Source organism: Kribbella sp. NBC_01510, from assembly GCF_045040325.1.
Lineage (GTDB): Bacteria > Actinomycetota > Actinomycetes > Propionibacteriales > Kribbellaceae > Kribbella.
Window position 1 is genome coordinate 1,051,171 of the sequence record NZ_CP109418.1, and the last position, 19,426, is coordinate 1,070,596.

At 69.1% G+C, this 19,426-nt stretch carries 17 protein-coding genes; 7 read left to right on the top strand and 10 right to left on the bottom strand.

The window, feature by feature from the left end; all coding sequences use genetic code 11:
* Positions 1 to 72 precede the first annotated feature (72 nt).
* A complete protein-coding gene (locus tag OG558_RS05145; protein ID WP_405069188.1) occupies positions 73 to 1,254 on the top strand; it encodes an epoxide hydrolase family protein in 1,182 nt (393 codons plus the stop codon).
* Positions 1,255 to 1,258: 4 nt separating this feature from the next.
* Here the strand turns inward: OG558_RS05145 and OG558_RS05150 are convergent, their stop codons facing one another.
* The 4 genes from OG558_RS05150 to OG558_RS05165 all read right to left on the bottom strand — a co-directional run bounded on the left by OG558_RS05150 (position 1,259) and on the right by OG558_RS05165 (position 5,283).
* A complete protein-coding gene (locus OG558_RS05150) occupies positions 1,259 to 1,714 on the bottom strand; it encodes a hypothetical protein (RefSeq protein ID WP_329481997.1) in 456 nt (151 codons plus the stop codon).
* Positions 1,715 to 1,837: 123 nt separating this feature from the next.
* Positions 1,838 to 2,770 (bottom strand): GNAT family N-acetyltransferase, encoded by a 933-nt coding sequence (locus OG558_RS05155; RefSeq protein WP_405069189.1) that lies wholly within the window; start codon positions 2,768 to 2,770, stop codon positions 1,838 to 1,840.
* Positions 2,771 to 3,092: 322 nt separating this feature from the next.
* Positions 3,093 to 4,718: a chaperonin GroEL gene (gene groL, locus OG558_RS05160; RefSeq protein ID WP_329481999.1), complete on the bottom strand. Its 1,626-nt coding sequence runs from the start codon at positions 4,716 to 4,718 to the stop codon at positions 3,093 to 3,095.
* Between the two features lie 238 nt (positions 4,719 to 4,956).
* Positions 4,957 to 5,283, bottom strand: coding sequence for a cupin domain-containing protein (locus OG558_RS05165; protein ID WP_328526256.1), 327 nt, complete (start codon positions 5,281 to 5,283; stop codon positions 4,957 to 4,959).
* Between the two features lie 95 nt (positions 5,284 to 5,378).
* On the opposite strand from OG558_RS05165, the gene OG558_RS05170 reads away from it, so the two are divergent.
* On the top strand, positions 5,379 to 5,939 hold the full coding sequence (locus OG558_RS05170) for a GNAT family N-acetyltransferase (RefSeq protein ID WP_405069190.1): 561 nt from the start codon (positions 5,379 to 5,381) through the stop codon (positions 5,937 to 5,939).
* On the opposite strand, the gene OG558_RS05175 is transcribed toward OG558_RS05170, so the two are convergent.
* Positions 5,936 to 6,271 (bottom strand): MmcQ/YjbR family DNA-binding protein, encoded by a 336-nt coding sequence (locus tag OG558_RS05175; RefSeq protein WP_329482002.1) that lies wholly within the window; start codon positions 6,269 to 6,271, stop codon positions 5,936 to 5,938. The genes OG558_RS05170 and OG558_RS05175 overlap by 4 nt on opposite strands.
* 183 nt (positions 6,272 to 6,454) lie before the next feature.
* Here OG558_RS05175 and OG558_RS05180 point away from each other — a divergent pair, with 183 nt between their 5' ends.
* The gene (locus OG558_RS05180; RefSeq protein ID WP_405069191.1) at positions 6,455 to 6,790 is read left to right on the top strand and encodes a PspC domain-containing protein; all 336 of its coding nucleotides are present in this window, start codon (positions 6,455 to 6,457) and stop codon (positions 6,788 to 6,790) included.
* Between the two features lie 170 nt (positions 6,791 to 6,960).
* On the top strand, positions 6,961 to 10,638 hold the full coding sequence (locus OG558_RS05185; protein ID WP_405069192.1) for a S8 family serine peptidase: 3,678 nt from the start codon (positions 6,961 to 6,963) through the stop codon (positions 10,636 to 10,638).
* A 5-nt stretch (positions 10,639 to 10,643) separates the two neighbouring features.
* Here OG558_RS05185 and OG558_RS05190 read toward each other — a convergent pair whose 3' ends face one another.
* On the bottom strand, positions 10,644 to 11,609 hold the full coding sequence (locus tag OG558_RS05190; protein WP_405069193.1) for a glycerophosphodiester phosphodiesterase family protein: 966 nt from the start codon (positions 11,607 to 11,609) through the stop codon (positions 10,644 to 10,646).
* A 164-nt stretch (positions 11,610 to 11,773) separates the two neighbouring features.
* Between OG558_RS05190 and OG558_RS05195 the strand changes: the two genes are divergently transcribed.
* Both OG558_RS05195 and OG558_RS05200 read left to right on the top strand, forming a co-directional pair.
* Positions 11,774 to 13,495, top strand: coding sequence for an ABC transporter ATP-binding protein (locus OG558_RS05195; protein WP_405069194.1), 1,722 nt, complete (start codon positions 11,774 to 11,776; stop codon positions 13,493 to 13,495).
* Positions 13,492 to 15,228 carry an ABC transporter ATP-binding protein gene (locus OG558_RS05200; protein ID WP_405069195.1) on the top strand — a complete coding sequence of 579 codons (1,737 nt, stop codon included), beginning with the start codon at positions 13,492 to 13,494 and terminating at the stop codon, positions 15,226 to 15,228. The genes OG558_RS05195 and OG558_RS05200 overlap by 4 nt, the downstream gene beginning before the upstream one ends.
* 42 nt (positions 15,229 to 15,270) lie before the next feature.
* On the opposite strand, the gene OG558_RS05205 is transcribed toward OG558_RS05200, so the two are convergent.
* From OG558_RS05205 to OG558_RS05220, 4 genes are all read right to left on the bottom strand, one after another.
* Positions 15,271 to 15,813: an rRNA adenine N(6)-methyltransferase family protein gene (locus OG558_RS05205; protein ID WP_405069196.1), complete on the bottom strand. Its 543-nt coding sequence runs from the start codon at positions 15,811 to 15,813 to the stop codon at positions 15,271 to 15,273.
* A 60-nt stretch (positions 15,814 to 15,873) separates the two neighbouring features.
* A complete protein-coding gene (locus OG558_RS05210) occupies positions 15,874 to 17,043 on the bottom strand; it encodes a CapA family protein (protein WP_405069197.1) in 1,170 nt (389 codons plus the stop codon).
* Positions 17,044 to 17,193: 150 nt separating this feature from the next.
* Complete coding sequence (locus OG558_RS05215) at positions 17,194 to 17,364, bottom strand: hypothetical protein (protein ID WP_405069198.1); 171 nt, start codon at positions 17,362 to 17,364, stop codon at positions 17,194 to 17,196.
* Between the two features lie 50 nt (positions 17,365 to 17,414).
* Positions 17,415 to 17,702 (bottom strand): helix-turn-helix transcriptional regulator, encoded by a 288-nt coding sequence (locus tag OG558_RS05220; protein ID WP_328526243.1) that lies wholly within the window; start codon positions 17,700 to 17,702, stop codon positions 17,415 to 17,417.
* 53 nt (positions 17,703 to 17,755) lie between these two features.
* Here OG558_RS05220 and map point away from each other — a divergent pair, with 53 nt between their 5' ends.
* The gene (gene map, locus OG558_RS05225) at positions 17,756 to 18,523 is read left to right on the top strand and encodes a type I methionyl aminopeptidase (protein WP_405069199.1); all 768 of its coding nucleotides are present in this window, start codon (positions 17,756 to 17,758) and stop codon (positions 18,521 to 18,523) included.
* Positions 18,524 to 19,426: the final 903 nt, after the last annotated feature.

Consider the following 19,426-nt stretch of genomic DNA (forward strand, 5'->3'; position numbering starts at 1 on the left):
GACCATTGTCGCGCTCAGATTCGTTATTCATTGCGGAAGGAAGCTCGCCGCAATCGTTTCTAGCCTGAAGGCATGACAACGAACACGGACATCAGGCCCTTCCGGATCGAGATCCCGCAGGCGGAGGTGGACGACCTCAAGGCGCGGCTGGCCGCGGCGCGGTGGCCGGCCATTCCGGCCGTGGATGACTGGAGCCGCGGGGTTCCGGTCTCGTACCTCAAGGAGCTCGCCGGATACTGGGCCGACGGCTACGACTGGCGGGCCGCGGAGGCCGCGCTGAACGAGATCCCGCAGTTCACGACCGAGATCAACGGTCAGCGCATCCACTTCTTCCACCAGCGGTCGGCGTCGCCGGACGCGTTGCCGCTGATTCTCACGCACGGGTGGCCGGGGTCGCCGGTGGAGTTCCAGCAGGTGATCGGCCGGCTGACCGATCCGGCGGCGTACGGCGGTGACCCGGCCGACGCGTTCCATGTCGTCGTACCGTCGCTGCCTGGGTACGGGTTCTCCACGCCGCTCGGGCCGGGCGGGTTCAACCTCTTCGGGACGGCGCAGATGTGGGCCGAGCTGATGAGCCGGCTCGGGTACGAGCGGTACGCCGCTCACGGCACGGACGCGGGGTCCGGGGTTGCCGGGATGCTGCCGATGGTGGATCCGGCGCACGTGGTCGGCGCACATCTGGCTGGGGTGAGCGCGGGCGCGCCGTTCGGAGGACCGCTCTCGGTGGAGGGCCTGTCGGAGTCGGATCGGGCGCGGGTGGAACGGTTCAACAAGTCGCTCGACGACGGCTTCGGGTACTTCGTGTTGCAGTCGACGCGGCCGCAGACGCTGGCGTACTCGCTGAACGATTCGCCGATCGGGCAGCTGGCCTGGATCGTGGAGAAGTTCGCAGAGTGGACCGACCCGATCCACAAGTTGCCGGAAGAGGCCGTCGACCGGGACCAGTTGCTGACCAACGTCAGCCTGTACTGGTTCACCGGCTCCGGTGCGTCGTCGGCGCACGCGGTCTACGACGGAGTCCAGGCCTGGAAGGCGATGCTCGCCCATCAGGACTCAGGTGGCTGGGGTGACGTCCAGGGACCTCCGACCGGGGTCGCGGTGTTCGGTGCGGAGACGGCGATCAAGAGCCTGGCCGATCCGGCCGGCAAGATCGAGCACTGGAAGGAGTACGAGCGCGGCGGTCACTTCGCCGCGATGGAGGTGCCGGACCTGCTCGCCGGTGATCTGCGGACCTTCTTCCGGCCGCTGCGCTGACGGCTCAATGGCCGGGCTGGGCCTGATGGGTCCAGCCCGGCTGTGGCTTGAAGCAGAGCCACTCGATCACGGCGGAGCCGAGCACGATCGGGATCACCCACGACCACGGCTGGTGCGGCAGGCTCACCACCACGATCGCTGTCCACAAAGCGATCCAGCCGCCGCCGTAGCCGCGCAGTACGCCGCGGTACCACAACCCGCCGGGCGCTTCGGCGGCCCGCTGGCCGAGGTACACGAACAGGTACGACGCGATCGAGATCGGCCAGAAGAACCACAGGCCGCTCCAGTCGTACGGCACCATCACGAGTGCGGACACGCAGACCAGCGCGATGGCCCAGTGATAGACCTCGCCGGCCCAGTTCAACCCGTGCCGGCGCAGGGTGAGGACGATCGCCAACGGGCCGAACACGATCGCGACGACGCCGGCCACGACGTGCAGGATGAGCGCGATGTCACGCACCGCCGTGCCTCCCCTGCTCCCGACTCCCCCCGGAGCTCTCTGACATGTCAGGGAGCATAGGGGTCCGGAACGCCCGCCGTCTGCCCCTCGGCGCACCCAGTCGGGTACGCCGAGAGATAGCCTTCAGACCTCCGGGAAGGAGAGCACCCGGCGGACGGCGAAGTTCCGGTATCCCAGGCGTTCGAAGCTCTTGGCCATCGGGACGTTGCCGAAGTCGGTGTCGGCCCGGATGTGCTCGGCACCCGTCTCCGCGAGCAGGTGGGTGATCTCGGCCAGCAGGTCGTCGCTGTACCCGTGCCCGCGCTGCTCGGGCAGGACCCCGAGGTACCCGACCACCGGCCCGCCGGCGTTGGCGGACGGCATCGCGAACCCGATCAGTTTCCCGTCGGCGTCGTACCCGAGCCGCCACCAGGACCGGTCGCCCGGCATCGACTTGTACATGTCGAGCTCCTCGCGGGCCGCGCCCTCGACCCCGAGCCGCGCGATCTCCCGCGCGGTGGCCGCGTCCAGGCTGCCCTCGCTGACCCGCATGAACACGTCCACGAAGGCCTCGTCGTCGGCCGGCTCGAACCGCAGCCGGGTGGACCGCGGCGGCAGTCCGTACGCCGGCTTCCACTCGTACCGCAACCGGTCGGTGATCTCGGTCAGCCCGGCCGCCGCGGCCGCCTGGCTGCGTGGCTCGAGCGCTGCGACCACGTCGGGCTGGTCCCGCCAGTCGCTGTTCAGGAAGAAGTGGTACTCCGGCGGCTCGGCATCGGCCGGGCGGGCCTTCACGGCGTGCTCGATCAGCGCCGTCCAGACCGGGACCGGGTCGCCGTCGCCGGCGTAGTACAGGCCGTCGATGCTGTACGGGTGGGCGTCGCCGGGGGCGCCCCACCAAATGGCGAGAGCCAGGATCCTGCCGTCTTCCTCGACGACCCAGGTCCAGTCGTCGCGGTAGTAGCCGTCGGCAACGTACTCGCCGTAGCGGTCGAGCGTGACGGTGTTGACCGACTTCTGCTCGATCAGGGAAAGGATGGTGTCGAGGTCGGCCTCGACGGTGGTGCGGATGGTCACGAATCCTCCAGCAGGAGGCGCGCTGCTCCGCTCAGTGCGAGCTGTGCGAGCGGATCGGTCGCGCCGGGAAACAAGTCAGAGTGTTCATCGGTCGCTCCTTCCGCTGCGGTTCGGTCTCGCCGGGCCAGACTCTAGGGCGCGGCCGGGGTCATAGTCCAATTGTTATTCACACCTGGGATCCTCGGCTCCATCGCTTACGTCCGAAGAACTGTGGCCTGCAGCCCTCACATCTTCGGACGTAAGCGCGAGGGACAGCAAGAAGGCGGTCCCGGGATTGCTCCCGGGACCGCCTTTACTGCTTGTGCTGTCGGACCTCAGTGGATCAGAAGTCCATGCCGCCCATGTCGGGCGCGCCACCCTGAGCGGCCGAGGCCTTCTCCGGCTTGTCGGCGATGACGGCCTCGGTGGTGAGGAACAAGGCCGCGATGGACGCCGCGTTCTGCAGCGCCGAGCGCGTCACCTTGGCAGGGTCGATGATGCCGGTGGCGATCAGGTCGACGTACTCACCGGACGCGGCGTTGAGGCCCCAGCCCGGCTCGAGGTTGCGAACCTTCTCCACCACGACGCCACCCTCGAGGCCGGCGTTCACGGCGATCTGCTTCAACGGCGCCTCGACCGCGGACCGCACGATCGCGGCACCGGTGGCCTCGTCACCGTCGAGGTCCAGCTTCTCGAACGCGATCACCGACGCCTGAAGCAGCGCCACGCCACCACCGGCGACGATGCCCTCCTCGACGGCCGCCTTCGCGTTGCGAACGGCGTCCTCGATGCGGTGCTTGCGCTCCTTCAGCTCGACCTCGGTGGCCGCGCCGACCTTGATCACCGCAACGCCACCGGCCAGCTTGGCCAGCCGCTCCTGCAGCTTCTCGCGGTCGTAGTCGGAGTCCGACTTCTCGATCTCGGCGCGGATCTGGTTCACCCGGCCGCCGATCTGGTCGGCGTCACCCTCGCCCTCGACGATGGTCGTCTCGTCCTTGGTGACGACGATCTTGCGGGCCTGGCCGAGCAGCTCCAGGTCGACGGAGTCCAGCTTGAGGCCGACCTCCTCGGAGATCACCTCGCCGCCGGTGAGGACGGCGATGTCGACCAGCATGGCCTTGCGGCGGTCACCGAAGCCCGGCGCCTTGACGGCGACGGCCTTGAAGGTGCCCTTGATCTTGTTCACGACCAGGGTCGCCAGCGCCTCGCCCTCGATGTCCTCGGCGATGATCGCCAGCGACTTGCCGGTCTGCATGACCTTCTCCAGCACCGGAACCAGGTCCTTGATGCTCGAGATCTTGCTGTTGACGATCAGGATGTACGGGTCGTCGAGGACCGCTTCCATCCGCTCGGTGTCGGTCACGAAGTAAGGCGAGATGTAGCCCTTGTCGAAGCGCATACCCTCGGTGAGCTCGAGCTCGAGACCGAAGGTGTTGCTCTCCTCGACGGTGATGACACCTTCCTTGCCGACCTTGTCCATCGCCTCGGCGATGATCTGGCCGACCTGGTTGTCGGCGGCCGAGATGGACGCGGTCGCAGCGATCTGCTCCCGGGTTTCGACCGGCTTGGCCAGCGCGAGCAGCTGCTCGCTGACCGCCTCGGTCGCCTTCTCGATGCCCTTCTTCAGGCTCATCGGGTTGGCGCCGGCCGCAACGTTGCGCAGCCCCTCGCGGACGAGGGCCTGGGCCAGCACGGTGGCGGTGGTGGTGCCGTCACCCGCGACGTCGTCGGTCTTCTTCGCAACTTCCTTGACGAGCTCGGCCCCGATCTTCTCGTACGGGTCCTCGAGCTCGATCTCCTTGGCGATGGAGACACCGTCGTTGGTGATGGTGGGGGCGCCCCACTTCTTCTCCAGGACGACGTTGCGGCCCTTGGGGCCGAGCGTCACCTTGACCGCATCGGCGAGGGTGTTCATCCCTCGCTCGAGGCCGCGGCGCGCCTCTTCATTGAAAGAAATCAGCTTGGGCATTCTCCGCGAGTCCTCCCGCGTCGAGTCTTTGTGTTCAGCCGGCCCGGATGCCCGCGACGGACGGCGCCGAGGTCGCGGCGTTCATGTCCCGCCACGCTCCGGCACCTCATCGAGGCCGTCTTCTGTCACACTCGCGGGGCAGGAGACTTATCACTCTCACCCTTCGAGTGCTAACCAAGTATTAGCACTCGACCCAAACGAGTGCAAGCCGGCCCCCCGCCCGGGGGCCGGCTCGCGATCAGCTCGCGGCGGGCGCCTCCGCCGGCCCGAAGACGATGATCCGGACACCGGTCTCGGTCCGCGGCTGGTGCCGGCTGCCGGCCTGGTAGTACAGATAGGTCCCCGCCGGGTAGGACCGGCCGTGGTCGAGCAGTTCGCCCGCCGCGACGTAGATCAGCTCGTCCCGGTCGTGCACGTCGACCTCCGGCCAGGCGATCCCGGCGTCGAGATCGAAGGCGCGGACCAGCACCTGCCCACTGGACGGCAGGGCCCGGCGGACGATGCCCGGCGCGACCGGGCTGGTTTCGGCGTCATCGAGAAGGACTGCTTGAGGTTCGTTCGACATGGCCCAAACCTCGCATCGCGGCCGGACCGGCGACAGTCTCGTCCCGGTCCCCCACCGGACGCATCCGGTCACGCCAGGCACAGTACGGTGACCGCATGCTGGAGGTGCGCCCGGCCGGGCCGGACTCGTGGGACGACGTGGCGGCGGTGATGGGCGAGCGTGGCGATCCGGCGCGGTGCTTCTGTCAGTACTTCCGGCTTCGCGGCCGGCAATGGTCCGACGCGCCCCCGGACAGCCACCGGAAGGCGTTGCGATCCCAGGTCTGCGACGCGAAGCAGCCACCCGGTGTCCTCGCGTACGACGCGACCACGCCGGTCGGCTGGTGTGCGGTCGCCCCGCGGACGTCGTACCCACGGGTGGTCGCCTCACCCAACTGGCGCACCGATCGACCGGACGCGTGGGTCATCACGTGCTTCGTCGTACCGGTGGGCCACCGCCGCCAGGGCCTCGCACGCCAACTGGCCCACGGAGCTGTCGATCTGGCCGGCTCGTACGGCGCCACCGTCATCGAGGGCTGTGCCGTCGACACTTCCACTACCAATCGCGTTCCCTCGTCCGACCTCTATCGCGGCCCGCTGTCCGTCTTCCTCGACGCCGGCTTCACCGAGGTCAGCCGCACCAGCCCGCAATGGGTCCTGGTCCGTCGGGCGCTCTAGGACGTCAGCTGGGAGATCAGGTACTTCGGGGCGGTCAGGCGCCAGGCCTCGGTGATCAGTTCCCGGAGCTCTTCGTCGTCGGCCGCGGCGATGTCGATGTCTAGCCACGCGAAGCGGCCGGCCGCCCAGGACGGGGAGTACACGTCCGGATCCTCGGCCACCAGCGCTTCCTGCTCCTCGCGCAACGCCTTGAGCTGCAGCCTGGTCTCGTCCTCCGACATGTACGCGAAGCTCTTGTTCCGCACCTTGAAGACCGGCTGACCCGCCCAGCCCTCGTGTTCCTCCACTCCCGGCAGCCCGAACACGACCTTCTGCAGCACCTGGACGTCCATTCCCCCGACGGTAAGCACCCGCACCGACAGTTTCCGCCGTACGACGTCAGCGCCCCCGCGATCGTGGGTCGGGTTCAACCAAAGTCGTCAGGGGTGGGTGATCGGGGTTCCAGGGGTCGGATCAGGGGTTGGTCGGTACCGATCCTGATGTGGCGGAGGGGTGCTGGACGGGAGAGTGGAGCCATGACGAACTCCAACGCACCGTTCTCGAACCTGTCCGGCAAGGTCCTCCGTCGTTCCCGCGACCAGCGGATGCTGTCCGGTGTCTCCGGCGGTATCGCCGAGTACCTGAACATCGACGTCACCCTGGTCCGCCTCGCCATCGTCGGTCTGACCCTGATCACCGGTGGCACCGCTCTGCTCGGCTACGCGGTGGCCTGGATCGTGATTCCCGAGGCCGACGGCAAGGCGGTCTGGCAGAACGTCCAGCAGTCGGTGAACCAGCAGAACCACTCGCCCGAGGCCGACATCGCCTCCCGTATCTACGACGACACCAACAACAAGCCCCCGGCGGCATGATCCGCCCTGCGCCCCTCCCGGGCGCAGCCCACGACCACCCCGCGGCGGGGTGACGGCACCGTTCGTCACCCCGCCGCGGCCGTCCCAGCCGCGCGGCCGACTCGCGCCATGACGGGTATCTGCCAGTCCGAGGGATTGCTCGCGACTGCGGCGGCTCGTACGTTCCCCGCGTGCCTCCTCGACGACTTACCGCCCTCGTCCTTGCTGGAACGCTGACCGCCGCACTGCTGGCCACAGCCGGCACTGCCACGGCCCTGCCCCCGACCACTGCCGCACCAGAACAGTCCGGCACCGGTTCAGCCACCGACCTGGTCACGCTCGTGACCGGCGACGTCGTACGCCTCGACACCCAGGCGGATGGCACACAGCAGGCCACCGTCGTGGCGGGCGCACCCGGCGGCACCTACAGCTACGTCCGCGACGGCGACGTGTACGTCGAGCCGGCCTCGGCACAGGAACTGCTGGCCGCCGGCAAGCTCGATCCACGTCTCTTCGACGTCAGCGCCCTGGTCCGCCAGGGGTACGGCGACGCCGACCGGACCACGCTCCCCCTCATCGTCACCTACCGCAGCGGCGCGGCCGTCAGCCCTAAGGCGGCGCCCGCCGGAGTCCAGGTCCGCGCAGCCCTCGCCGGTGTCAGGGCGTTGGCCGTGACTCGGCCGAAGCAGGCCGGGACGACCTTCCTCGCCGAGATCGAGCGGCGGACCGACGTGGCGAAGGTATGGCTCGACGCGCGCACCCGCGCAGTCCCCACCGACCGCACCACTGACACCGCCGCGGCCACTCCGAAGACCCAAGGGTCGTACGACGGAACCGGCTCCACGATCGCGATCCTCGACACCGGCATCGACGCCTCACACCCCGACTTCGCCGACCGGATCGACGAGGCGCGAGACTTCACCGGCGCGAACGACCCCACCGACCGGCTGGGCAGCGGCACGCACACCGCGTCGGTCGCGGCCGGCAGCGGTGCCGCCTCCAACGGCCGGTACGTCGGCGCCGCGCCTGGTGCACACCTGGCCGCCGGGAAGGTGTTCGACGACACCGGCATCGGCTACGAGTCCTGGGCCATCGCCGGCCTGCAGTGGGCCGCGGCCTCTGGTGCCGACGTCGTCGACGTCAACGTCGAGGGCGCCATCACTCGCGGCGACGATCCGCTGACGGAGGCGGTCGACAGTCTGAGCCGGACCTCCGACGCACTGTTCGTCGTGTCGACGGGCTCGAAGGGGCCAGGCCAGCCAGGCACGTCCGAGGTGGCCGCACCGGCAGCGGCTGCCGCCGCGCTCACGGTCGGCGGTACCCGGCAGACGCGCTGGTGGGATCAGTCGCGGCACGGCGTCATGGCGGATCGCGGTGCTATCAAGCCTGAACTCGTCGCACCGGCCTTCGGGGTCGTCGGCGCCGTTCCAGGCGGCGGCTACGCGAGTGTCGTCGGTACCGCGCCGGCCGCGGCGTACAGCGCCGGCGCGGCAGCGGTCCTTCACCAGGTCCATCCCGACTGGTCTCCCAGTCTGCTCAAGGCAACGCTGACCTCCACCGCCGCACCGGTCTCGAGCGGCACTGCCTTCACAGCAGGGGGCGGGGCAGTCGACCTCGCCCGGGCAACCGCCCAGCAGGTCACCGTCGACCAGGGGGTCGCGAGCTTCGGCGACATCACCCGCCCTTACCGCGCCGACCAGTTGCGGCAGCAGCGGACCCTGACCTATCACAACTACTCCCAGGCCGCGGTGAGCCTCGACCTGGTGACCGACCTCGCCGGAACCAGCGTCCACCCCAGCACTGTCACCATCGCGCCGGGTGGAGCAGCCGACGTCACGCTCGAACTGGACGCAACCGCGCTGGCGGCCGACGACTACACCGGGCGGGTGACCGCGACCGGTCCCGACGGCGGGATCGCCACCGCGGTGGGCTTCGTCAAGCAGGACGACACCGTCGAGGTGACCTTCCGTGCCCTCGACCGCCACGGCAGCCCGGCGACGGCCCGGATCCGGGTCGCGCCGTACCGGCAGGTCGATGGGCGGTACTACCCCGAGGACTTCTTCTTCACTCCGGACCAGAAGGAGTGGACTCTGCGCCTACCCGAGGGCGACTACAACGTCTTCGGGCTCCTCCGGACACCCGATGCCTCCGGTGCCGGACTCGCCGAGGTGAGCATCGTGGGCCTGCCGAAGCTGGCCGCCCAGGCGCCGAACTCCACCGTCACCCTGGACGCGCGAACGGCGCGACCGATGACGCTGACGACCCCGAAGCCGTCGGTACCTCGCAGCCTCTCGGTCCGCTGGGCCAGGGGTGACTCAGGCAGCACTGCCGCCACCTATGACGAGTGGCAGGTCGATCTGACCCGCGGCACACCACCGCTGCTGTCGATGTCGCCGACCGAGCGGGTCCAGGACGCCGGATTCGCAGTCACCTCGACCTGGGACGCCGGAGTACCGCTGCTGCAGGCCAAGGCCAGCCGCGGCCGGACCGATGTCTGGTACGCCGGCGGTCCGCTCGCCGAGGGCAGACACCGCTACCGCTTGGTCGATGCCGACTCCGATCCCAAGGGCGTTGCGGGTGCGGTCGCAGTCGTCCAGCAACCCAGTGACATCTCGGTCGACACTCTGGTCCAACGGCTCGCCGACGCAGGCGCTGCGGGGGTGGCCATCTACCCGGCCGACACCGGCCTGCTGGTCCCGCCGCCGGGGGATCCCGGGATCGTGACGATGATGACGACGCGATCCGACGGCCTCGCCTTGCGTGCCGCGGCCCACCGACCGCCGTCGGCGTGGATCGAGCTGACCGGCACACCGCGTTCGCCGTACGCCTATGACGTCAGCTTCGTCGAGAACGGACAGGTCGGCCGCGACCTCGCCTACCGGGCCACCGGCCTGGCCACCGTGGCGACCAAGATCTACAGCTCCGGAACCGGTGAGGCCGGGGGCGGCTGGATCCTCAATCAGCACCTGCGCCAGAGCTGCGGCTGCACGACGCAACCCGTCGCCGACTGGGTCCCGTCCACCGGCTACACCCGGACCCAGTACGTGACCGCAGGTCGCGACGTACAGGTGGCGACAGCCTGGGAGTACGGCGCTGGGCGGACCGTCGTCCGGCCTCGTGCGTTGCCCACCTACCGACCGGGAGAGCACGCCACCCTCGAGTTCCTCAAGGCTCCGTACTCCCCGGGTGTCGCCGGTGGGACCGAGCCCAACACCCAGGGCACGACCACACGGCGAGGGAACCGGATCAGCTTCGACTACGCGATGTTCACCGACTCCCGGGGCAACTGGTCACGGGCGCTGCCCGGCGCTTGGGCCGCCACTGCGTTGTTCGCCGGCGACACCGAGCTCTACACCTCGAGCTCCCCGGTCGGTGACATGACTGTTCCCGCAGACGCCACTGACTACCGGCTCGTCTCCGACGTGTACAACCACGGCGCTGTCGTCGGATTGACGTCGGCGGCCCACACGGAGTGGACCTTCCGCTCGGCGACGGTCGCAGAGGGGACGAAGGCTGTGCTTCCGCTCCTCGATGTCGACTACACCGACATCGCCGACACCCGCTCCGGCCGAAGCGCTCTCGATCTCGCCAACAGCGCGGCCCGGGGACAGCGTGTCGACCTCGATCTCGCAGTCGGCCACCAACCCGGATCGATCGCCGGACCGGTCAGTGCGGTGAAGGTCCTGGTGTCGTCCGACGACGGTGCGACCTGGCAGAAGACCGTGCTGAGCACACTGCAGGACGGCCGCTACCGGGCGACGTACACCCATCCGCGCACGGGCGACTTCATCTCCTTGAAGGTGCTGTCCTCCGACACCGACGGCAACGCTGTCGACCAGACCCTGATCCACGCCTATCGCCTGCGCTGACGTGTCTACAGGTTGAGCGCCGGCTTCCGGAGGGCGGCGACGGCCTGGTCGGGGTGGTCGGCGAACAGGCCCTGGATGCCGAGGGCGGCGAACCGGGTCAGTTCGGTGGGGAAGTCGATGCCGGTGGGCAGGAACCGGCGCTCGGCGCGGAAGGTCCAGACCTGGACGGCCAGGCCCGCACGGTGGGCCTGGTCGACCAGGCGGGTCGGCTCGCCCAGGGCCCCGGTCGCGGTGCGTGGGATGACCAGGTCCTTGTGCGGCGCCAGTACGTGCGCGTACGTCGAGATCTCGCGCAACCCGGCCGGCTCGATCAAGTCGGCGTACGTGCGGCCGTCGCCGGTGCGGAGGAAGTCGTTCGGAGCGCTCTCGGAGTCGACCAGTTGCACCAGCGGCACCCGCGTCATGACGGACCGCCGGCGCAGACTGGTCGGCTCGAACGACTGCACCATCACCTCGTCGTCGCGCAGCCCCAGGGCCAGGATCCGCTCGGTCAACAGCTCTTCCAGCGGCAGTCCGAGCCGGCGGAAGTACGTCGGGTACTTGATCTCCGGGATGACGCCGATCGGCCGTCCGAGCCGCAGCGTCTCCCGCCGGGCGAGGGCCACCACGTCGTCGAACGTGGGGATCTCCTCCAGCCCGTCGTACGCCGTGTTGCTCGCGCGCAGACCGGGCATCCGCTCCAGGGTCCGCAGGGTCCGCAGTTCGGCGTAGGTGAAGTCCTCGACGAACCAGCCGGTGACCGCGGTGCCGTCGACGATCTTGGTGAGCTTCCGGTCCGCGAAGACCGGGTGGCCGGCGACGTTCGTCGTACCGGAGATCTCGTTCTCGTGCCGGCAGACCAGGACGCCGTCGAGGGTGGCGACCAGGTCGGGCTCCAGATAGTCGGCGCCCTGGGCCGCGGCCAGGCGGTACGCCGCCGGCGTGTGTTCCGGGCGGTAGCCACTTGCTCCCCGATGCGCGATCACCAGCATGGTCCCAGGACAGGGGCCGGACATGGCCCCGCGGGAACTCGTTGCCCAACGCAAGATGAAGCTCTTTTGATGCGCGGGGAGACGAACCCGCACCGACCGTGACGGTCCCGAACGCGAGTAATTCGCATGCGGTTGTCGGTGCTCGCACCTAGCCTGAAGGCGCCATGAAACAACTTCCCTTCGCCGATCCCGGCGTTCCCGATCACCGCTCGCCGGCCCGCTATCTGTGGTGGGTCGCGCGCGGTCAGAAGCGCACGCTGATCGGCGGGATGGCGTTCGGCATTCTGTGGATGGCCGCGCAGGCGTTCATCCCGGCGATCCTCGGCCTGGCGATCGACGAGGGCATCGCCGCGCGCGACGGCGAGCGGCTGCTGCAGTGGACCGCCGCGCTGTTCGCGGTCGGCGTGGTGCAGGCGATCGCCGGCATCATGCGGCACCGGTTCGCGGTGACGAACTGGCTGTCCGCGGCGTACCGCACGGTCCAGGTGGTGACCCGGAAGTCGGCCGACCTCGGCGCGACGCTGCCGAAGCACCTGGCCACCGGCGAGGTGGTCAGCGTCGGCGCGGGCGACCTGTCGTACGTCGGCAACCTGATGGAGATCTCGGCCCGGTTCGCCGGTGCGATCGTCGCATTCGTCATCGTCGCGGCGATCCTGCTCACCCAGTCGACCACGCTCGGCCTCGTGGTGCTGATCGGCGTACCCGTGATGCTGCTCTGCCTCGGCCCGATGCTGCGTCCTCTGCACAAGCGACAGTCCGCGCAACGCGAGGCGGTCGGCGAGCTGAACTCGCTCGGCTCCGACATCGTCGGCGGTCTGCGGGTGCTCCGTGGGATCGGCGGCGAGGAGTCCTTCTCCCGGCGATACCGCAGCGAGTCGCAGCAGGTCCGGCAGGCGGGTGTCCGCGTCGCCGGGATCCAGTCCGTGCTGGATGCGGCCCAGGTGCTGCTGCCCGGCATCTTCGTGGTGCTCGTGGTCGGCCTGGGCGCCCACTTCGCACTGCAGGGCGACCTCAGCGCGGGCTCGCTGGTCGCCTTCTACGGCTATGCGACGTTCCTGGTGCTGCCGCTGCGCACGGCCACCGAGTTCGCTAACCAGCTCATGCGCGGTCTGGTCGCCGCGGGTCGAGTCGTCCGCGTGTTGGAGCTGGAGCCCGACATCACCGAGCCAACCCGATCAGTGCGCCTCCCCGGCGGCGGTGACTTGGTGGATCCGGTCTCGGGCATCCGCGCGCGCGACGGTCTGCTCACGGCGATCGTCTCCGCCGAGCCCGACAGCTATGCGGAGCTGGCAGACCGCCTGGGTCGGTACGACGACCTGAGCGAGGTCAGGTACGGCGGAGTGACGCTGGCCAGTGCGACGCGTGCGGACGTGCGTGAGCGGATCCTGGTGAGCGACACCGGCTCCCAGCTGTTCACCGGCACCCTGCGCTCGGAGCTCGATCCGGACGGCCGTCGTACCGACGACGAGATCATGGCCGCGATGCGTACGGCGTCCGCCGACGACGTACTGGTCGCGTTGACGGACGGGCTCGACTCCGAGGTCGAGGAGAAGGGCCGGTCGTTCTCCGGCGGTCAGCGGCAGCGGCTGGTGCTGGTGCGGGCGCTGCTGGCGGACCCGTCCGTGCTCGTGCTGGTCGAGCCGACCTCTGCGGTCGACGCGCACACCGAGGCGCGGATCGCGGATCGGCTGCGGGCCTACCGGTCCGGCCGGAGCACCGTGGTCCTGACCGCGAGCCCGCTGCTGCTCGACCGCGTCGACGAGGTGATCTTCGTCGCCTCCGGCCACGTAGTTGCCTCGGGCAAGCACCGTGCGTTGCTCGACACCGAGCCCCGCTATCGCCGAACCGTCACCCGTGAGACCGAAGCCGAGGAGGTCCTCCGATGAGGCAGATCCTGCCCGTCGCCGGGCCTACCGAGATCCGGCGGCATGCCCGCCGGCTGGCTCGGCGGCACCCACGCACGCTGTCCGTCGCGCTGCTGCTGCACGGGCTGGCGGCGGTCACCGGCCTGGCCGCGCCGCGGCTGATCGGTGGCCTGGTCGAAGACGTCCAGAACGGGACGACCGCCGCCAAGGTCAACCAGGTGATCATCGTGATCGCGGTGTTCGTCGTGGCGCAGTCGCTGCTGACCCGGTGGGCGCGGTTCAAGTCGTTCGCGCTCGGCGAGCAGGTGCTGGCCGAGCTGCGGGAGGACTTCGTCGACAATGCGCTCGCCTTGCCGATCGGCACGGTCGAGCGGGCCGGCACCGGCGACCTGCTGTCCCGGACGTCGCGTGACGTCGACACCCTCTCGCGGACGGTGCGGTTCGCCGTACCCGAGACGATCATCGCGTTCGTGACGGTGCTGTTCACGGTCGTCGCCACTGTGCTGGTCGGCGTGTGGGTGCTCGTGCCGTTGGTCGCGATGGTGCCGGTGCTCTGGCTGAGCACCAAGTGGTACCTGCGCCGCGCGAAAGACGGTTACCTTCGCGAGAACGCGGCGTACGCCCAGATGACGAGCTCGCTGGCCGAGACGGTCGAGGGTGCGCGGACGGTCGAGGCCTTGCGACGGTACGACGATCGCGTCCGCCGCGGCGATGCGGACATCCGGGGCTCCTACCTCGCTGAGCGGTACACGCTGTCCCTGCGGACGGTGTGGTTCCCGGTCGTCGAGGTCGGCTATCTGGTGCCGGTCGTCGGGACGCTGCTGTTCGGAGGCTGGCTGCACCTCGGCGAGCATGTCTCGCTCGGCGCGGTCACGGCCGGTGTGCTGTACGTCAACCAGCTGATCGATCCGGTCGACCGGTTGATCTCCTGGATGGACGAGCTCCAGTCTGGTGGTGCGGCCTTTGCACGGTTGCTGGGCATCAGCGACGTACCGGACGACCGGACGCCGTCGGGGCAGTCGCCGTCGAGTGAGCTGGTCGAGGCGCATGACGTGCGGTTCTCGTACGTCGACGGTCGCGACGTGCTGCACGGCGTCGAGCTGACCATCCAGCCGGGCGAGCGGATCGCGATGGTCGGTCCGTCCGGTGCGGGCAAGTCGACACTGGGGCGGTTGGTCGCGGGTATCCATCCGCCCCGGACCGGTTCGGTGACGGTCGGCGGGGTCGGCATGACCGAGCTGCCGTTGGACGAGCTGCGCAAGCAGGTCGCGCTCGTGACCCAGGAGCATCACGTCTTCGTCGGGACGCTGCGCGACAACCTGTCGATGGCGCGGCCCGGGGCTTCGCACGAGGAACTGCTTGCGGCGCTCGGCGCGGTCGACGCGCAGGAGTGGGCGGAGGCGCTGCCGGACGGTCTGGATACTCGGGTCGGTTCGGGGCAGCTGGCGCTCACGCCGGCGCAGGCGCAGCAGTTGGCACTGGCCCGGCTGGTGCTCGCGGATCCGCACACGCTGGTGCTGGACGAGGCGACGTCGCTGATCGACCCGCGGGCGGCTCGGCACATGGAGCGCTCGCTGGCCGCGGTGCTGGAGGGCAGGACGGTCATCGCGATCGCCCACCGCCTCTACACGGCCCACGACGCGGACCGGGTCGCGGTGGTGGAGGACGGGCGGATCTCGGAGCTCGGCAGCCACGACGAACTGGTCGCCCGTCAGGGTTCGTACGCCGCGTTGTGGAACTCCTGGCACGGATAACAGTCAGACCCCCACCAGGCTGGTGGGGGTCTCCTGTTCCTTCTACCGTTTGCGCAGTACCAGGACTGCGGAGTCGACATGTGGAGGTGGGGTGAAAGCCTTGCGGGGAAGGCGAAGCCCGATCGACGGGTCGAAGTGCCGGAACCACCGGTTCGCCCCCGGCGCGTCACCGCGAGCCCACCGGTTCGCCACCTGCCTCTGCAGCACCAGATCCGCCGACGCCAGGCGAGAACCCGGCGCCAGCAAGCGCTTCAGCAGTGCGGTGGAGATGTTGTACGGCGGACTCGACACCACCCGGAACGGCCGCGACGGCAACCGGAGATCCGCGGCATCGGCCCGGACCACCGTCACCGGCGCATCCGCGAACCGCCGACGCAACCGGTCGACCCGCTGCGGGTGGAGTTCGACGGCCACTACCTGGGCACCGGCGCGAACCAGCGACGCGGTCAGCGCGCCGAGTCCGGCCCCGACGTCGAGGACGAGTTCACCGGGTCTGACCCCGGCCGCGTCCACGACTCGCTGAGCCCAACGACTATCGAGCGGATGCCATCCCCAGGCACCCCGCGCCTGCTCGGAGCCGGGCACGACAGACCATCACGAAGTACGTAATCATGCGCCGACCATAGAACGCCGGACCTGCTGGGCTCAAAGCATTTTCGGGCTCGCACCTAATGCCTTGACGGTCTCCGTCGTACGGCGCTGCGCCAGCTCGAGGCGGCTCTTCTTCGACGTGTCGGCCTTCGCGAGCTCACGTCGTACGTCGAGAACCCGGACAGGCAGGGCGTCGGTCATCAGGAGCGGTGTGTACTCAGCCTGTTCGGTCTTCCAGCGGTCACGGTCGCGGGTGAAGGTGAAGCGGACCAGGAGACCTTCGGCCTTGGTGCTGATGGGCTCGCGGTGAGCCGCGACCAGGTTGCCCAGGCCGTAGGCGACCCATTTGCCGTTGATCTGCTCCATCGGCTGCACCACGTGCGCGTGATGACCGACCACCAGGTCGATGTTGCTGTCGGCAAGCAGTTGGGGTGCGAGCTCGCGTTGCTGGTCGTTGAGCCTGCTCGAGTACTCCGTCCCCCAGTGGCAGCTGACCACGACGATCTCAGCGCCTTGGTCGCGCGCCTCTTGCGCGTTCCGGATGATCGTGGCCGCGTCCAGCTTGCCGGCGCGCCAGGTCTGGCCGTTCGGGTACGGCAGGCCGTTGAAGCCGAACGTGTACGACAGCGAGGCGATCTTGACACCGTTGACGTCGACGATGGTGGGCGTCTCGGCTTCGCTTCTCGATCGCGCCGTACCTGCGTGGCGCAGTCCGGCCTTCTCGAGGGTGTCGAGGGTCCGATCGACACCGGTCGCACCGCCGTCGAAGCTGTGGTTGCTGGCTGTGGTGCAGACACCGTACCCGGTCTGCTTGAGCGCGGTGGCGATCTGCGGCGGGCCTTGGAAGAGCGGGTAGCCGTGGTAAGGGCCGCCTCGTGGTCCGAGGGGAGTCTCCAGGTGCGCGATCGCGAGGTCGGCCTGCTGTACCAGCGGCTTGACGCTGCTCATGAGTGGTGCGAAGTCCCAGGCGCCGTCGTCGCCGTCGCGCTTCGCGGTGGTCCACAGTCGCTCGTGCAGCAGGACGTCGCCGGTCGCTACCAGCGTGATCTTGTCGGGTCGATTCGCCTTACCTGCTTCGGATCTGGCGCCGGGCTGACCAGTCTTTGTGTCGCTCCCGGTGTCCGCCGCAGTGTCCGCGATGCACCCTGCAGTCGCCAGTACTCCGGCTCCGGCGAGCAATCCGCCGAGCACCGTACGTCGTCGTACCGCCATCCCGTCCCCCAAGCCTCAACCCCACTCGCTCAGGAGACGCGGCAGCCCCAGATTTAGTTGCCGCAGCAACCAAACAGTGTCCTTCGCGGGCCTTCAGGTAGAGGGTGTGCCCGATCGGTCATCGATCCCAGCGCCACGACCTCGCCCGGTCGGCCAGCAGGCTCAGCGTCGCGGACGGAACGCCGGGGACCGGTACGGTCCCGTGTAGTGGTCGGTCAGCGCGACGACCAGCTCTCTGTCGCGATCACCGGCGCGGCGTACGACGTACCGCAGTACGGCGCGAGAGTGGTCGCGGAAGAGCTGGTCGAGGTCAGCCGTTTCCGGCGTGGTCATTGGTTCCACACCGCGTTTGTTCCCGCTCGCCGCGAACCATTACAGGAGGTCTAGGCGATCAAGCCGGAGGAGTCCGGTGGGGCGTCGGCGACGTGGTTGTCCTGGCAGGCGGCAACGAGGGTGTCCAGGGAGAGGTCGAGGGTGGCGGCGACGGCGGCAACAGTGAACAGGGCTGGGGTGGGGATACGACCCGTCTCGATCTTGCGGAGGGTGTCGACGGAGACCCCGCAGGCAGCCGCGACGTCCACCATGCTGCGCTCGCCGCGGGCCTCACGGAGCAGGCGGCCGAGCTGGCGGCCTCGTTCGCGATCCCAGCTGGACAGAGGTGGTCTTACCATGAGCGTGATAATAGTACCGGTATAACTATCCCGTGAAGTTGAGGAAGCAGCCAATGGTCGAGTTGAAGACGCCGGCGGAGATCGAACAGATGCGCACGGCCGGCCGTGTCGTCGCCAACGCCCTGCAGGCAGTGAAGAAGGAGGCCTCGGTCGGAGTCTCGTTGCGCGAGCTCGACGAGGTCGCCCGGGACGTCCTGCGCTCAGCCGGTGCGGTATCGCTGTTCGAGGGCTACCAGCCCGGGTTCGCGACCAGCCCGTTCAGCGGCGTCATCTGTACGTCGGTCAACGACGCGGTGCTGCACGGCCTCCCGACCGACCTGAAACTCGCGGACGGCGACCTGCTGAACGTCGACTGCGGCGCCTCCGTCGACGGATGGTGCGCGGACTCCGCGATCAGCTTCTGCATCGGTACGCCGCACCCCGAAGACCTGGAGCTGATCGCGACCACCGAACGCGCACTCGCCGCCGGCATCGCCGCCGCGGTCGACGGCAACCGCCTCGGCGACATCAGTGCCGCGATCGGCCGCATCGGCTACGACGCCGGCCTCGGCACCAACCTCGACTTCGGCGGCCACGGCATCGGCCACCGCATGCACGAGGACCCCCACATCCCCAACGGCGGCCGCCCCGGCCGAGGTCTCAAACTCCGCGCCGGCCACGTCTTCGCCATCGAACCCTGGTTCTGGTCCGGCCCCGGCAGCACGTACCGCATCGACGAAGACGGCTGGACCCTCCGCTCCGCCGACCAAACCCGAGGCGCCCACGCCGAGCACACAGTAGCCATCACCCCGACAGGCCCCGAAATCCTCACCCTCCCTTAGAAACCCCACCGACCACGCACGCACCCACCACGCACCCGCGACGCCGGCCACGCGCACCCACCCCACCCGCCACGCACGCACCCACCACACCGGCCACGCGCACCCACCCCACCGGCCACGCACGCACCCACCCCATCCGCTACGGGCGCTCCCACCGCTCCCGCTACAGGCGCTCCCATCGTGGCGCGGTACGGGCGCTCCCATCGTGGCGCGGTACGGGCGCTCCCATCGTGGCGCGCTACGCCGCCACGCCCCCCTGCGCGCAGCTACCGCCGCCGTGCATGTGGTTACCGCTCAAGCGACCACAAGGTGGCTCGCCAACCGTGATCACCCGGCGCCGCGAAGCCAGCCCTTTCGTCGCGCACACGCGGTTTGCTGCGACCACCGACCTGGCTCAGCGACGAATCGGATGGGACACAGGCCTCCATCGCCTTTGCCCGCACATACCTCGAGGATCCGACCGACGCCAGCCGACCGGCGACTCCCATCGCCGCTCCGTCATACCGCTCGCACAAGATCGGCAGGCCAGACCAATCCGCAGGATGTGGCGGTCGCCGGGGCGGCGATGACGGCGTCGAGGTTCTCTAGACATTCGGTGGGCTGACCGACCGCGAGGTCCGACAGCTCACGGAAGACGTCGTCCAGCTGCGCGGGCAGATCTTCCGATACTTGCCCTCGTCAAACGATACGACCCCTTCGAGCTCCTCGACGTGCTCAGCAAGACTCTCGCGGCCCACCTGAGCGTCGCGATCGGGACACGAATCTGGTCAGCACGGCAACCTCCGGCGAGCTCTTGATCTGGTCCTGCATGCACGAGTCTCCCGCGCAACGCCTCCCTTCAACGCGGCTGATCCAGCGTCCGTTGGCTTGATCAGCGGAGGGGGCCGAGGCCCAGATGAAGGC

Excerpts from the sequence above, each read along its gene's own strand:
- OG558_RS05145 (WP_405069188.1), top strand. The coding sequence starts at position 73 with ATGACAACGAACACGGACATCAGGCCCTTCCGGATCGAGATCCCGCAG.
- OG558_RS05180 (WP_405069191.1), top strand. The coding sequence starts at position 6,455 with ATGACGAACTCCAACGCACCGTTCTCGAACCTGTCCGGCAAGGTCCTC.
- OG558_RS05190 (WP_405069193.1), bottom strand. The coding sequence starts at position 11,609 with ATGCTGGTGATCGCGCATCGGGGAGCAAGTGGCTACCGCCCGGAACAC.
- map (WP_405069199.1), top strand. The coding sequence starts at position 17,756 with ATGGTCGAGTTGAAGACGCCGGCGGAGATCGAACAGATGCGCACGGCC.
- OG558_RS05220 (WP_328526243.1), bottom strand. The coding sequence starts at position 17,702 with ATGGTAAGACCACCTCTGTCCAGCTGGGATCGCGAACGAGGCCGCCAG.
- OG558_RS05165 (WP_328526256.1), bottom strand. The coding sequence starts at position 5,283 with ATGTCGAACGAACCTCAAGCAGTCCTTCTCGATGACGCCGAAACCAGC.
- OG558_RS05200 (WP_405069195.1), top strand. The coding sequence starts at position 13,492 with ATGAGGCAGATCCTGCCCGTCGCCGGGCCTACCGAGATCCGGCGGCAT.
- OG558_RS05195 (WP_405069194.1), top strand. The coding sequence starts at position 11,774 with ATGAAACAACTTCCCTTCGCCGATCCCGGCGTTCCCGATCACCGCTCG.
- OG558_RS05175 (WP_329482002.1), bottom strand. The coding sequence starts at position 6,271 with ATGGACGTCCAGGTGCTGCAGAAGGTCGTGTTCGGGCTGCCGGGAGTG.
- OG558_RS05215 (WP_405069198.1), bottom strand. The coding sequence starts at position 17,364 with ATGACCACGCCGGAAACGGCTGACCTCGACCAGCTCTTCCGCGACCAC.
- groL (WP_329481999.1), bottom strand. The coding sequence starts at position 4,718 with ATGCCCAAGCTGATTTCTTTCAATGAAGAGGCGCGCCGCGGCCTCGAG.
- OG558_RS05170 (WP_405069190.1), top strand. The coding sequence starts at position 5,379 with ATGCTGGAGGTGCGCCCGGCCGGGCCGGACTCGTGGGACGACGTGGCG.